14 protein-coding genes are annotated in these 14,857 nt (G+C 35.9%); 11 read left to right on the top strand and 3 right to left on the bottom strand.

The features are described from left to right. Positions 1-6 precede the first annotated feature (6 nt). Both NMK93_RS11415 and NMK93_RS11420 read right to left on the bottom strand, forming a co-directional pair. Positions 7-1,122 carry an acyltransferase family protein gene (locus tag NMK93_RS11415; protein ID WP_254527372.1) on the bottom strand — a complete coding sequence of 372 codons (1,116 nt, stop codon included), beginning with the start codon at positions 1,120-1,122 and terminating at the stop codon, positions 7-9. Positions 1,123-1,141: 19 nt separating this feature from the next. Then, positions 1,142-3,166, bottom strand: coding sequence for a beta-L-arabinofuranosidase domain-containing protein (locus NMK93_RS11420; protein ID WP_254527374.1), 2,025 nt, complete (start codon positions 3,164-3,166; stop codon positions 1,142-1,144). A 156-nt stretch (positions 3,167-3,322) separates the two neighbouring features. Here NMK93_RS11420 and NMK93_RS11425 point away from each other — a divergent pair, with 156 nt between their 5' ends. The 8 genes from NMK93_RS11425 to NMK93_RS11460 all read left to right on the top strand — a co-directional run bounded on the left by NMK93_RS11425 (position 3,323) and on the right by NMK93_RS11460 (position 10,824). Next, on the top strand, positions 3,323-4,024 hold the full coding sequence (locus tag NMK93_RS11425; protein WP_254527375.1) for an ABC transporter ATP-binding protein: 702 nt from the start codon (positions 3,323-3,325) through the stop codon (positions 4,022-4,024). Continuing rightward, positions 4,005-4,955, top strand: coding sequence for an HlyD family secretion protein (locus NMK93_RS11430; RefSeq protein ID WP_254527380.1), 951 nt, complete (start codon positions 4,005-4,007; stop codon positions 4,953-4,955). Before NMK93_RS11425 ends, NMK93_RS11430 begins: the two co-directional genes overlap by 20 nt. Before the next feature lie 4 nt (positions 4,956-4,959). Then, positions 4,960-6,093 carry an ABC transporter permease gene (locus tag NMK93_RS11435; RefSeq protein WP_185216588.1) on the top strand — a complete coding sequence of 378 codons (1,134 nt, stop codon included), beginning with the start codon at positions 4,960-4,962 and terminating at the stop codon, positions 6,091-6,093. Position 6,094: 1 nt separating this feature from the next. Further along, a complete protein-coding gene (locus NMK93_RS11440; protein WP_254527382.1) occupies positions 6,095-7,372 on the top strand; it encodes a TolC family protein in 1,278 nt (425 codons plus the stop codon). Between the two features lie 122 nt (positions 7,373-7,494). Beyond that, complete coding sequence (locus NMK93_RS11445; protein ID WP_254527383.1) at positions 7,495-8,118, top strand: hypothetical protein; 624 nt, start codon at positions 7,495-7,497, stop codon at positions 8,116-8,118. A gap of 362 nt (positions 8,119-8,480) precedes the next feature. Continuing rightward, positions 8,481-9,149, top strand: coding sequence for a DNA alkylation repair protein (locus tag NMK93_RS11450; RefSeq protein WP_254527384.1), 669 nt, complete (start codon positions 8,481-8,483; stop codon positions 9,147-9,149). Positions 9,150-9,323: 174 nt separating this feature from the next. Beyond that, positions 9,324-9,962, top strand: coding sequence for a hypothetical protein (locus tag NMK93_RS11455; RefSeq protein ID WP_254527385.1), 639 nt, complete (start codon positions 9,324-9,326; stop codon positions 9,960-9,962). 1 nt (position 9,963) lies between these two features. Continuing rightward, complete coding sequence (locus NMK93_RS11460; protein WP_254527386.1) at positions 9,964-10,824, top strand: hypothetical protein; 861 nt, start codon at positions 9,964-9,966, stop codon at positions 10,822-10,824. A gap of 961 nt (positions 10,825-11,785) precedes the next feature. Here the strand turns inward: NMK93_RS11460 and NMK93_RS11465 are convergent. After that, a complete protein-coding gene (locus NMK93_RS11465) occupies positions 11,786-12,664 on the bottom strand; it encodes a ChbG/HpnK family deacetylase (RefSeq protein ID WP_254527387.1) in 879 nt (292 codons plus the stop codon). Between the two features lie 260 nt (positions 12,665-12,924). On the opposite strand from NMK93_RS11465, the gene NMK93_RS11470 reads away from it, so the two are divergent. Genes NMK93_RS11470 through NMK93_RS11480 form a run of 3 tightly spaced genes read left to right on the top strand, consistent with a single transcriptional unit; the run spans position 12,925 to position 14,823 of the window. Then, the gene (locus tag NMK93_RS11470) at positions 12,925-13,770 is read left to right on the top strand and encodes an alpha/beta fold hydrolase (RefSeq protein WP_254527388.1); all 846 of its coding nucleotides are present in this window, start codon (positions 12,925-12,927) and stop codon (positions 13,768-13,770) included. Next, a complete protein-coding gene (locus NMK93_RS11475) occupies positions 13,770-14,240 on the top strand; it encodes an RNA polymerase sigma factor (RefSeq protein WP_254527389.1) in 471 nt (156 codons plus the stop codon). The genes NMK93_RS11470 and NMK93_RS11475 overlap by 1 nt, the downstream gene beginning before the upstream one ends. After that, a complete protein-coding gene (locus NMK93_RS11480) occupies positions 14,230-14,823 on the top strand; it encodes a hypothetical protein (protein ID WP_254527390.1) in 594 nt (197 codons plus the stop codon). Before NMK93_RS11475 ends, NMK93_RS11480 begins: the two co-directional genes overlap by 11 nt. The last annotated feature ends 34 nt before the right edge of the window (positions 14,824-14,857 follow it).

A 14,857-nucleotide genomic window follows, 5' to 3' on the forward strand; every position in this document is an offset into this window, starting at 1 on the left:
TCAAATCTAGATTTTGACAAAAATCCCTCTTTTGTACAAGAAAATAAGGATAAGTAAGACAATAGAGTAATTCCCGACGGTCAGGATCAAATGGGCATATTCTTCATAGTGTTTTTCTAAACCAAAAGTCAAAGAATGAACCAGGCTCCTGAAATCAATAACTTCAGCCAATCCATAAGCAACGATGGAATTCATTCCATAAACTTTTAACCAGCGAAAGGGCATCTTTATTTGCTTGACATCAATCACATAATAGAATATGGCCATTAATAAGATACATATTCCACCTGAAAACAGGGTCATGCTCCCTGTCCATATTTTCTTGATGATTGGTTGTTGAAATTGCCATATTAAGCTAACCGCAATACAAATTACACCTGCAATGATCAATTTTACGGTTGTTCCATTTGGGTCTTTATCTTTGCCATCCTTAATTACTTTACCAGTAAGGCATCCCATCAAAACTGTAACGATAAAGGTTAAACTACTCCAGATCCAGGTATATTGATAATGTTCAGAAAACACCCATTCATCGCCTTGCCATTTCACTCCATCCATGAAATTTTGAAGGAACATTTTGTCGAGATAAATGGCAAAATTATAATTGGGTTCATAACCTCCCCAAGTAGACATGGGGATAGAATAAATGATCAATAAGGACAAACCCATACCTATGAGTTTTTTGAAGCTGAAATGGAGATAAGCCAAAGAGGTAATTAGATATCCTGTTGCGATAGCTTGTAAGGTATTGGAATATAACCGTAATACTTTCCAGTCAAAGGCCAAGAGATTACCCTGAACAATCATTCCAATGATCCACAAAATCAGAAATCTCCTTATGATGTGCCTGTATACGTCGGGACTATCGTTTCCGATTTTTCTATCTAAAGAAAATGGAATGGTAATCCCTGTCATAAAGAGGAACAAGGGCATAATTATATCCCATAGTCTAAAACCTTCCCAAGCTTCATGTTCAAACTGGGTCAACATGCTGTGATATCCAGGGTTGTCCCATATTTGCCCAACTGACATCAGAACAGGCTGTAAAAAAACCAACAGAAACAGGTCCAGTCCCCTGAGTATATCTAGGGACTCTAATCGTTGTGAAGGGATAACTTTCATAAAATAGGGTTCAATAGGTTTATTTTCTAAGCATAGGAAATTGAGAAATCCTTAATGTGGTACAACCATATGGAATCAAACGGATTTCAACTTCTTTTAAATCATTGATATTTAATCCGTACATATCAGCTGTCGGCATCGGTCCTGCCATTCCATTATATAATTTCCAAAACGGAAGTTGCCTAGCTTTTACTTTTAATTCAATTGGTGCATTTTCACGGTTCCAAGGATAGGCTTTATTGGCATTGTCTTTTTCAGAAACCTGAAATAGCGAAGCCATTTCATTTTTGTTGAACAAAGGCAAACCGTAATTCCAATCTGCTGTCGGCCGGACCTCAATAAATGAATCTCCATAGGCGACCTTTTCCTTGTCTTCAAGGAACACTTCTTTTTCTTCACCTGGGATATCCAATGCATAAACCAATGGACCTCTTTCTATGGCCCGAGAACCTTCGTGATAGGTCTCAAAGTTGAATTCCATTGGAAAGTCCAAAGACATGACATCATTGTTTTTCCAGGCTCTATTTATTTCGATTACAGAACCAGGTTTTGTATCTACATTGAATTCTTCGCCATTGATCAGGATTTTGGCATTTTTTGTCCAAGTGGGTATCCTAAGCTGATAAGGAAATTCAATAGCACTTTCTCTGTGATTAAATGTAAGGTTGATCCTGTTTTCAAATGGATAAAAAGTCTCTTGCGAAACTTGAACAATTTTTCCAGCCTGGCCAACTTTTACAACTGCAGATGAAGGTGCATAGATCATGGATGCAATTCCTTTATTTGCGGTTGCATAATAAAGGTTTTGCGTGAATTTGGGCCAACCTTGATGCATATTGGAAGTACAACATGGGTAACCCGTCAAAAGTCCAAAAACCACATCGGTCCCTTGATGATTGACATCAAAATTGTACATCTGTCTAGTAATTTGAACCTGATTGGCCTGCTGAAAATATTGACGGCGCATAAAATCATCTGAAATCTGGGTTGGCAAAGCATTGAATGCTACTTTTTCTAAGTGTTCTGCAAAACCAACATCTCCGGTTATTTCCAGCATCTTTTCCAAGGAAAACATCAATTCAACTGCTGAACAGAGTTCCGATCCCTGCGTCGGGTTACTACCATGCAGGGCCTCATCCCCACCGTACATTCCTTGCGCCTGACCATTAAATAATTTAATGTCAGATAAGCCCTGTTTCACTGCGGCCAGATGTTTTGGGTCTTTACTTTGTTGGTAAAAAATTACTGGTTCTTTCAGCCCTTGCGCTAAATTCACGCAATGAATGCTTCTAAAAGTAGCCAACATATTCCGCTGAATGAACTTTTGGGTAAAATCAAAACCTTGGGCATGCAAGATATCTGCAAGTTCAAGCAATTTAGGGTCTTCCGTAATGTTGTAAAGCCAATAAACAGCCTGAAGATTATCGGCTGAACGGTATTCAGCCCAAAAGGTCCAATGTCCTAGTGGTTTCTCTTCTAAGGTTCTAAGTTGATAGTGAAAATATTTAGTAAAGAGGTTTACTACCCTTTGATCTTCAGTTGCGGAATAATCCTGTTGCAGTATCTTGAGCATGACCATCTTAGGCCACCAATCATGTGAATTGTCCCGCTGAATTCCTGGTTCATGATCATAATCCTTCGCAGGTCCAAAATAGCCATCTTCAGATTGGCTTTGTAAGGCCCATTCCACCCAGCGTTGCGCTTTTGCTTTTAATCCCTTATCATTTAACTGGTATGCTAAAGGCAAGAGTCCATCCACCCAATAAGGTCCTCGCTCCCATTGATCACCATCTCCTCCAAGCCATCCATTTCTGTCTCCCATGACTAATGGATAGAGCTGATCCAATTGTCCCGTAGCTCCATTTTTCTGGGAGTTCAGCATTTCCTTTAACCAACCCTGAGGTTTTATTGCTCCCAAAGGCAACTCCATAAAAGGTTTCTGGATGAGCGGCGCTTTATTCTGTTTATAGGGTTGAGCTTGAAGATGAACACTTCCGAATGTCAATAGAAAGGCACATAAAGACAAATTGATTAGTTTATTCATGGTATTAGGTTTATTTGAGATAAATCCGCAAGGACATTCCTTAGCATGAAGTTAAGGCTTTTTTAATAATCATTTCCCATTTTAATAAAGAAATTAGCTTTTGTTTTTGGCTTTAGGCTAATTCTTGGTTATTTTTAAAAACAAAGCTGGAAAAGCATGCCTGAAGAAATCGTTCGCCTGGAAAACGTTGAAAAAATATATCAAACTGGAGACACTAGCATTACTGCATTGGCTAAAAGTAGCCTAAGTTTTGAGTCCAACAAATTGACCTTAATCATGGGGCCTTCCGGTTCTGGAAAAACAACTTTATTATCCATCATTGGTTGCATCATTTATCCTAGTTCTGGAAAGGTTTTCTATAAAGACAAAGAGGTAACAAGTCTGTCGGAAAACAAACTTGCAGATTTAAGGTTGCATGATATAGGTTTTGTATTCCAGCAGTTCAACCTTTTGGAGCCTCTCACAGCTTTGGAAAACGTGATGCAACCCCTTTTACTGCAAGCGGTGGATAAAAAGGAAGCGAAAGAAAAGGCAATTGCAGCCCTAGAAGCAGTTGGTCTTGCCGATCGTTTGCACAACTTGCCCAAAAAATTAAGTGGGGGTCAAAAACAAAGGGTTTCCATAGCGAGGGCCTTAGTGACCAATCCAACCATGATTTTATGTGATGAGCCAACAGCATCCTTAGATGCAAAAAGCGCAGCCATTATCATGGAGGAACTCAAGGATCTCGCGCAAGAAGGTAAGGCAGTAATTATTGTCACACATGACCTAAGGTTGAGAAAATTCGCTGATCATGTCATTTATGTAGAGGAAGGAAATGTTTCAAACAGTATTCGCAATGAGGAAGATTATAAATAGGTTAAGCATTTTTGGTTGTTTCATGATTTTGACTGCTTTAATTGGTTGCAAAAACGAAAAGAAGAAACAAGAAGAGCAAGAGAAAGCGAAGCTGTCTGCAATTTACGGCTCAGTCATTGCAATCGGTAAGGTATTACCGGAAGGTGGTTGGGTACAGATAAGTTCACCGATCAGTGCCGAGGTCAAGGAAATAATGGTCAAAGAAGGTGATGTAGTGGAACAAGGACAGGTCTTAATGACCTTGAAAGAAAATATGGAGGGATTAGATCTTGCTCAATCACAAAGCCAATTAGAGAGCCTAAAAGCTCAACATCAAGCAAGTACCAAGGATTTGGCCAAGCAGGAAATCATATTAAAAGAGTTAATGTCGAAATATGAAACGTCTAGGTCCCTTTTAGCGAAAAATGCAGAAACAAGGGAAAATGTAGACAAAGATCTTTCCAATGTCAAGCAACAGGAAGAATTAATTTCAGGTTTAAAAAGTCAGATCAGGGCCAATCAAGCTACGGAAAAAGAACAATCCATCATCATTGCAAAAAATAGACAAAGCTTAAAGGATTATCAGGTTACAGCCATCAAGAAAGGAATAGTATCTGAACTAAACGTGGAGATTGGCCAAACCATCAATGGTACAGCTGAATTAGGGAAAATAGTCGACAGCGAAAATATAGTCATTGAGGCCGAGGTTGATGAATTATTTGCGGATAGCGTAAAGATCGGACAAACTGTAGACATCAACTTTGTGGGTAAACCTGCTGTCATCGGAAAAGGAAAGATTGTCTATTTGAGTCCTACCCTAATGAACAAATCCATATTGTTTGAGACGGCAAATGAGGCAGAAGATCGAAGGGTAAGAAGGATTCGCATAGAACCTGAGGGCAATTCTACTCTATTGATCAATTCTAAAGTTGAATGTAGGATAAAATTGTGATAGCATGTTGGGATTAGCTTGGAAATTTATTCGTTTTGATCGGGCCAAAAGCTTTGGAATAGTCACTGCAATCGTGATCAGTGTATTCCTCATTGGACAACAGTTAAGCCTCCTATTTTTTCTGATGGGTTTAATGGGAAACTTGGTTAACAATGCGCCCGTTGAAAAAGATGATTTATGGATAATTGAGTCCCAAAGCAGAAATGTAAATTCCATAAACAGCATTGATCAGCGATCTGTCCAAGAAATCGGCAGCTTAAAAGGAATAGTAACAGCAACTCCAATAATATTGGCTAACGCTCAGGCCACTTTTCTGGATGGCAAGACTGCTGCAGTCACTTTAGTTGGTGCACCAGCCCCAGCATTTCTGATGGGACCGGAGGTAAATAAAATTGATAGCGGCTCAGTTCAGGATCTGTTACAGCCATACGCCGTCAGTGCAGAATATTTTAATGCAAGAAGTTGGGAAACTTCACTATATCTTAATAAACCAATTGAAATCAATGGCAAGAGTGCAAAATTAGCGGTCATCACCAAAAATGCCCAGGCATTTGGAGCCAGCTTTATGTATACGACTTTAGAAAATGCAAGTTATTTTGGAAACTTCCCGAATGATAAGGTCAGTTTAATCATTGCCAGGCTTGCCGAAGGGCAAGATAAAAAGGAGATGATCGAGGTAATCAATCAGAACTTTCCCCATTTAAGGGCTTGGGATGCTGAAAAACTAAAATCTTCAACAGTCAAGGAAATCTTGGTCTCATCGAATATGGGGATGAGTTTTGGCACATTAGTGGTATTCGCCATGATCTCTGGATTTTTTATTATTGGCCTCACATTATATTCTTCTGCATTGGACCGGATCAAAGACTATGGTACCTTAAAAGCAATTGGAGCTAAAAACAAATTTGTAAACCGCCTGATCATTGCGCAAGCGTTTCTTTATGCAACCATTGGATATGCTGTAGCGATGTTATTGATCTATGGGTTTAAGTTTGGGGTTGAAAAAAGCGGATTAAACATAAATGTAAGTATACCATTTGCTTTGTTTTTGCTTTTGGTAACCATGATAATATCCATTGGGGGATCTCTTTTTGCCGTTAGAAAAATATCAAAATTAGAACCCGCATCAGTTTTTTAACATGAAGAAATCTATCTATCTTATTTTACTTTTAATTGGATTTACCTTATCCGGAAATGCCCAGAGCCTGAGCATTTCGGATCTGTGGAACTATATAGGTCAATCGAGTAATCTAAAAGTTAAGAAACTGAATAAAGAAGTTCAGGCAGCCCAATTGAATGTAAGGAGGTCTGAGCGATTTCCAGTAATTTATGGCGACGCCAATTTGCAGAGGAATCTAATTATTCCAACGACGCCGGTTCCTGCAATTGCCTTTGACCCCAATGCAGAGGAAGGTGCTATATTACCATTGAAATTTTCTACAAAATGGAATTCCAAAGCTGGTTTACAATTGGAATGGAACCTTTTCGATCCTAATAGGAAGAGCCAACAACAGGAGGACCTGATCGCTTTAGAGAAAGCCAAGGTGGAAGAATCTTTAGCAGAGCAGGATTGGAAGATTAATTCTACCCTGGCCTATGCTTCGATTGTTTTAGCAACCGAACAATATCAATTTGCCCTTAAAGATTCCGCTCTATTTGAAGAGATCAACAACATCAATAAGGAAAGATTTTTGGCAGGTAGAGGAAGTTCTGAAGATTACAGTCTTTCACAGCAAGAAGTACAAAGAAAAAAGATCTTGATGCATGAATCATGGTCAATTTTAAAAGAGGCAAATTTAGAATTAGGCAGGTATTATCCGCTAGATTCCATTAGGGTGCTGAGCAACAATATGGAAGAAATATTAATGGAGTTGGGTGCTTTTGAAAAAAAGATCTATGACCAACAGCTGGTTGAGCTTGACCAGCAATTATCCATGGTCCAATTAAAGGGAATAAAGCGACAGGTTCTACCCAGCCTGTCATTTAACGCTTATTATGGGGCTCAGTATTTCAGTAATTCCTTTAATATTATTGACAAAAGCAATTGGTATGGCTATAGTTATGCAAATCTAGGTTTGAGAATTCCAATTTCAGCATATTTTAGTAATAGCAACGCGATAAAGAAAGCTGAACTCAGTGAAAAAGTTTATATACAACAATTGGAAGACCTTCAATTGAATGATGAAATCGACAAAAAACAAAAACAGGAAAAAATCATTTTTTCAAAACAAAAGATTGAAAGTCTAAATAGAATCAAGGACCTAGCATTACAAAACAAAGAAGAAAAGTTGGCCGCCTATCAGGCGGGCAGAATACTATTAATTGACTTCAATAAAGCCAATAGTGATTACCTAAAATCATGTCAGGACATTTGGCAAGCTAAATATGATCTTTTGAAAATAATTTTGGAACAATAAGTCAACATTAAAAGCTTCAATAAAATTCAGCAATTATTTTATTATCAACATTTTATTTCTATTTTTAAGTGAACGGCCCTTCTTATAGCGGTCTATCAAACCATTATTAATTTAAGAAAGCCATGAGTACAATTATTAGTATAGTTATCATCGCTATAGTCATTATTGTTCTTATAGTGAGCTGGATTACTGGTAAGTCAACTGCGAGTCGGCCTGAATTTTCCGAAAATGATTATCCCCAAATAAATAATGACAAAGGTATCCTAGTTGAAGGCCCAATTTACAATGAGGTCCAGGCAGCCTGCATGGATTTTTGTGAGATGATCAACGAAATGGAATACCATGTCATCATCAAACTTATTCGGATTGACCCCAATACATGCTTGCTTCTGTTCCCTTATGAAATTGATTTCAAACATTATTGTTATCTATTAAATTATCTAGAATACCCTTTGTACCTTCAATATAATGCTAAGGTTACGGGTTGGTTGACCTCTAAAAAAATGGACCTTTGGATAGATAACCGATCCGCCAATAAGAGAATAATGGTATACAATTCTGCCAACAAAAACAATGCAGACACCGTATATTTTACGACTATGGATCAAATTGGATATGTCGTTGAATTTAATTCGAATGAAAAAGCCAAAGAGATGCCAAGCCCAATAAGACGCTTCGAATCTTGCAAGCGATGTGTTGAAGATTTAAATATGATAAAAGGAGAACTGATTGTTTCAAAAACATAATCTACTGAATGACAAATTGTACAATACCTTTGAATGTCAGATTGTCAGCAGACTTAAAAATAAAATAAATAGCAATGGATTAAGATGTTTTTATTGGCATTCAACAAGAAAATGTTAAAAATAGTTAAACGAAATGTTAATTTCCATTTCGGCACAGACATTGAATATATCTAATCAAATTTCATAATTTAGGTTAATAATTGGTTAGTTAAAACTCCTTAGGTTCCCCGCCTAAGGAGTTTTTTTATGTTGTGAATCAATCTTATTCAAGATTTCTTATTTTTACGTAAGATGAAATGGTTCATACCAACATCTAATCACAGGAATTACCACATTAAACTTCCTATAAAGACATGGCAAAGATGACCAAACAAGAAATTCTTGAGGAATTAAAGTCCTTAGGATCTGAAAAACTGATAGCTCAGAATAAAAAAAGAGGTGCAGGCGATAATCAATACGGTGTGAAAATGGGCGATGTTCGTAAGATAGCTACTAAGATTAAAAAGGATCAAGAACTTGGACTTGAGCTATGGGAGACCAACAACATGGAAGCACGATGTGTAGCCATCCTTATTCTTGACCCTAAAAAATTAAGTAATGCACAATTGACGGCGATGGTTTCATCAGAGAAATTCACAAATGTTATTGATTGGCTTTATAGTTACCTGGTTAAAGACAGTTTAGATAAGCAAACTTTAAGATTAGAGTGGGAAAAAGCTGATAATGTCATGTTGCAGCGACTAGCATGGAGTTTGATTTCCGGAAATATAGCGAGGAATCCTGAATTGGAGGACAGCCCAAAATTATTGGATTATATTGAAAAACATATGCTCGAAGCAAAACCTGAAATACAATGGACCATGAACAGTACCTTAGCTCAAATTGGCATAAAGCAACCTCAATATAGGGACCGTGCTCTTGCAATCGGACATAAATTAGGTGTTTACAAGGACTATCCAGTATCTAAGGGCTGTACCTCTCCTTTTGCGCCAATTTGGATCGACTATTTTGTAAGCAGAGAAAAGCAATAAGAAAGGTTATTAATTTAAATTTAACAATAGGTTTATATCAAATCGAAATGAGGTGGTTGGAAATGCTAATTTTCAACCACCTTATTTATTTTATTAAATAAATAGAAATTATTTTTATATTTACGTTAATTACACTTTTTTTCTAGCTGTTACCAATTTTTTAATAACTAAGGTATGACATTAATAACCAATCGCTTTGCTATTTATTTATTAATAATTCCGCTCTCCATTTTCTTCATTAGTTTACATTCTTGCGGACCAAGTGAAATCGAACCTGAACCAAAGCCAGCTCCAAAACCGGAACCCGAACCAGAGCCAGAGCCTGAACCTGTTGAAAAACCCAAAGCTATTTTATATAAATTCACTTCTGAAAAAAATGAAGATTTCATAGAATTCCTTAAGGGCTTTGTGGTAAAGGACCTAAGCGAGGCAGATATCAAATTGCATTTCGGGAACCGTGTGACCTATTTCAAGCCAGATTCCATCCTGATCAAAGAAGACTCCATGTTTGTGCATAAATCAAAAATGCCCATGGAATCCTATCAGATAAAATGGACAGAGCAAACTCTTCAAATCCATGAATCCAAAAACAATAGTTGGAAAAATTGGGCAACAAGGAATGCTGATTCAACCCTAACCCTTAAAATTAGCTTTTTCAAAAAAAACGCCAATAATAAGAACCGAGCTCAGCTAAGTATTGGTCAACAATATGAAATGCCCGATAACCGACATTTACTTGATTCAGAGCCCTTGAATAATTCCAGACTAATCTGGTTAAAGAAGAATTATGTATTTACCCCTGAAAAGAAATAAAATGAGAACTGGATTAATAACTGTTTTGCTTTATATATTAACCTTGGGTCTCCTATCGGCTCAGGAACCAAGAAATTCTTCGACTTACTTTGGTAAAAATCCGGAAGGCTTATTTCTAGGCGCCGTACTTAGTAAGAAATCGATCAATACAGAGAAGCATGAATTCAAGGATATCAAAACCAATCAAAAGATTACCCCCATTTCAACCTCGTTTAAATATGAGTTTCCTGAAATAGTACCTAACAAGGAAAACATGTACAAGGTAATTTCTGATGAATTGAAGGCAAAAGGTGCTCCAACAGGAAATGCAGGAATTGCGAGTTATTCATTCTACTCTATTCGAAACCTCGAAGACCTATATACTAATTTTGGCCAAAAAATGGACCTTGGAAAATGGTTTGGATTAGACGTCAATAACAAAATGCCAAAATCCAATATTCTTGTGGAATATGAGATTCCCTTATTTGATATGTTTATAGATCCAGGGGGCGATGGAATCAAGAATTATTTAGAGGAATTGGCTAAATTAAAAGACGATGACCTGATCTATGTTATAAGTATCACTTGGGGAAGGAAGGCGTTGATCTTTGTTCAATCTGATTTTGATGAAAACAGCTTAAAAGTTGCATTGAATAGGTATATTAAAGATGAAGCATTGACAGAAGAGCAAAAGATAATTATAGAAACTGCCACTTTCTCCTATAATATTTTTGAAGATGTCCCTTTAGAATTGAACAACCCCGATCCCATAAAAACTATATTAAAATATTTATTAGAACCGATTACTACAGATAATTACGGAAGTATCATCCATTTTATGGCTATTGAAATGGACGGAGGCACATATTTGAACGGTTTTTAAGAATGCGAATGATCAAATTCCACTTTTTTGATTACAGGAATTCCAAATAAGCCCAAGGATAAATAGACATTCAAAGAATCTGGATGTACATTTTGAATTCTTATGCCTTCTGAGAGCCCTATTCTTTTATGGAATCCGTTTTCGAATTCCGCTTTTACTACTTTTGGTGTCATTCCTTCCTCTGGAAACCAAATTTTATTTATCTTACATTTTACCTTATAGGTCGAAACTTCGGTTTCGGATGAGCAAAACATATAATTTAGACCTAGAAAAATAAAAGTCAGGTAGGATCCAGTAAGGATTATACTATAGAATATGCTTTCTAATTTTCCAACATTACGCAATAGGTCATTTTTTCGGATCAACCAATAGAAAACCATTCCAAAAAGGAAAAAGAAAAAAATTACCCTAAGGGAAATTAGTGTTTTTTCGAACAGAAAATAATTCAGAATATTTAAGATAAACACGGAAAGAAACAACTTATCAAGCAAAGTGAATGTTCTTTTTTTGAACTGCATAACCAAAAGGGATTCTTTTTTTAACAGAACAAATATATTAAATTCTATTAAGAATAGTTCATTCACAACAACGAAACAACTATATAAAAAAAGCTTTTATATTTTATTTCAAAAATAATTTAGAAATTTCAAAGATTTAAAATTTCTTATTATGAATATATTATATATATTTGAAGAATAACTGAAGTTATCAGACCAACCAAAAATTCTAATTATTTGAAATAAGGAAATTAACAAATGAACAAAATTATTATATGGTGATCGTCTTATTCTTCAGCTTTATTATTTTTTTCTCAAGTGCTGCTATCTATGCCAATTGGTATATCACAGGAGATTATCGAATGATGCATTATTTATACCGCATATGGATTTCTGCTTTAGCATTAATATCCATTTATCTCATGTATATTTATCCGTTTTTTAATTTTATTCATTAAGGGCTTTTATTCAACCCTCTTTTGTTTTAAGGATTTGAAGTCTGTCAATTCAATTCCTAAATGATGGATTTTGGTTTTAATCCTAGAATCTAGCAAGATTTTGGTTACCTCACTCCTATCTTCACGAACATTTCTATAACCTTCATGGCCTACATTTTCCATTTCACTGACATCAAGGCCAGGATGTTCCACAAACAAGTATACTTTATCTTCCTTTAATTCATCAAGCGCCTTCAAAAAAGCTTGAATTTTTTCTTCTACATTAGCTTTGCTTTTCAGGTCTAAATCTGGGAACATTAAGAATTCATAATCCATATCCTGAGGTAGATTGTACTCCTTAGAAAGCCTGATCAACATTTCCTTAACCTCCTTATCCCAATTACCACAACCCATATGTGTGGATATATGTGAAATTCGCGGTAACAATTTCTTCGCCATTTCAATTTGGGCCCTGAACTCTGCTTCAATATCCGCCAATTTCCATTGGTGCTCCTGAATGGATGCCATCGGTACCTTTTTATTTGGGTAGATGAAAGAGAAAAAATTGCCATAATCATCAACCAAACTTTTCGCCGATGTCAAAGGTCGCCATTTACAATTCTCCCATTCACTGGTAATCATCAAATGCACTCCAACATCTAAATTTGGATTTTCCTTTAACATCTTCACAGCCTCAGGTGCCCAGGGACAATTTACCATCAGTTCTACTGAAGTTGTTATGCCTTTTTGATAGGTTTCAATAATGGCAAGATTTGTCGCATTAAACGAACCGATATCATCGGATCTGATGATGAGTTTTGGAGCTTTTTGACCAAACAATGGAGCAAATACCGAAGTAAGCAAAATTAAGGCAATCAATTTTCGGAATAAGGGGTTTTTGGACATAATCAGTGCTGTATTAGGAAATGGTTATTGATTTATAAACCAAGAGCTTAAGGCTTGGATGTAATAAATTTAAAAAAATATGCTAAGAAGTGGAAGTAATAAAACCAACATTATCTGAATAAAAAAACAAAGCAATTTCTTTTATCGAACTGTTATTCACCAACTTACTCAACGCAATATTGAAATAGTAATATATTTATGAAATATACTGTAACATTTTTTTCAAAATCATATCTAAAGGAAAACAAAAACAATTAGTTATGAACTTGAAAAACATTTTACTAGCCGCTATCGCCTTTGTAGCATTGGTATCAACAGCAGACGCTCAAACCAAAGAAAATAGTTTCCAAATAGAAAAGATTGGAAATGGAAAGGAAAACATCCTATTTATCCCGGGTTTTGCATCATCTGGAGAGGTTTGGAAAGAAACGATTGATGCCCTTGGGAATGATTACACTTATTATGTATTAACCATGGCAGGCTTTGCTTCTGTGCCTGCGCAAACAGACCCAAGCTTTAAAGGTTGGCGAAATGATATTATTGAATATATTAAAAGCGAAAAAATTCTAAATCCAATTATCATCGGTCATAGTATGGGCGGAGTGATGGCCATGGACATTGCAGCTACAGAACCGACTTTAATCAACAAGATTGTGGTAGTTGATGCGGTTCCTTGCTTGGCTGCATTGAGTGACCCAAATTATAAATCAAAACCTAATATTGATTGTTCTGCAATTGTCAATCAGATGAATTCAATTACTGATGAACAGTTTAAAGCAATGCAAAAACAAGTAATGACAGGTATGGTTCAAGATACAAGTAAACAACAAATAATTTTGGATTGGACCATGAAATCTGACCGATCAACATTTGGAAAGATGTTTTGCGATTTCAGCAACACCGATTTGAGGGAAGAGATAAAATCGATTCAATGTCCTACCTTGATTTTGCTTGAAAGTAGCTTCAAACAAATCAAACCCGCAATAGAGCAACAATATGTCAACTTGAGATCTGCTGATTTTAGGTATGCTGAGAACAGTTTACACTTTATCATGTATGATGCTAAAGATTGGTATTTACAACAAGTTCAAAACTTTCTAAAGTAATGGATTTCAACAAATTATACGAGGAATATTGGGACAAAATCTATCGATTGTGCATGGGTTACATCAATGACCAAGACCAAGCAAAGGATTTAGCCCAAGAAACTTTTATTACAGTTTGGAAAAAGCTTTCAACGTTTAGGAATGAGGCCAGTATAGGAACCTGGATATTCAGGATAGCAACCAATACCTGTTTAAGCCAGATCAAGAAAAACGAAAAAATTTCGAAGGTGGAAACATTCCTTCCTGAGGAGGACAATGCGGATCATGAATTGGATGAAGAGATAAAATTATTATATCAATTCATTTCTGAACTTCCGGAGTTGGATAGAATCATTATTTCTTTGGAATTGGAAGGGATCAAACAACAGGAGATATCAAAAATTGTTGGATTATCTGACAGCAATATTAGGGTCAAAATCCATAGGATAAAAGAAAGATTAAATATAAAATTTAAAAATCATGGAAAATAACGAGTTAAATCTATCTCACATTTGGAAGAAGCAACCCGCTATCTCTCCAGATTTAAGAGAACTAAAACAACGCCTTTCAAAATATAGAAAGAATTCTCTGAAGAAGAAATGGACCTCAAATATCACATTGGGTCTAACCGTTATCTTTATTCTTTCAATCTGGTTTTTATATGATGCTAGCACTATTTATCCAAAAATTGGAATGTCATTTATTATTCTGGCGATTTCCCTTTCCTTAATAAAGTTCAATCTATTTTATAAATCCATTTTTGAGTTAAACAAAGATCAGGACAATAAGGCTTATTTAAATTCCTTACTTAATATCCAGGAGAAACAAAGGAATATAGAAAGCCGTTTTATGAATGTTTATTTTTCACTGCTTATCATTGGTATCTTGATTTACCTTTATGAATTCTGTTTAAGGATGAGCTACGGAATGGCTATTATTACTTATGCCTTAACCTTGGGTTGGCTATTATTTGTTTGGCTCTATTTAAAACCACGGATCGTAAAAAAGCAAAATAGAGAATTACAGGGATACATCGATTCCATTCATAAAATCATAGAATCAGAAAATGATTAACAAAAAAAGCCCTATAAATATTCTATAGGGCTTT

Source organism: Sphingobacterium sp. LZ7M1, from assembly GCF_024296865.1.
Lineage (GTDB): Bacteria > Bacteroidota > Bacteroidia > Sphingobacteriales > Sphingobacteriaceae > Sphingobacterium.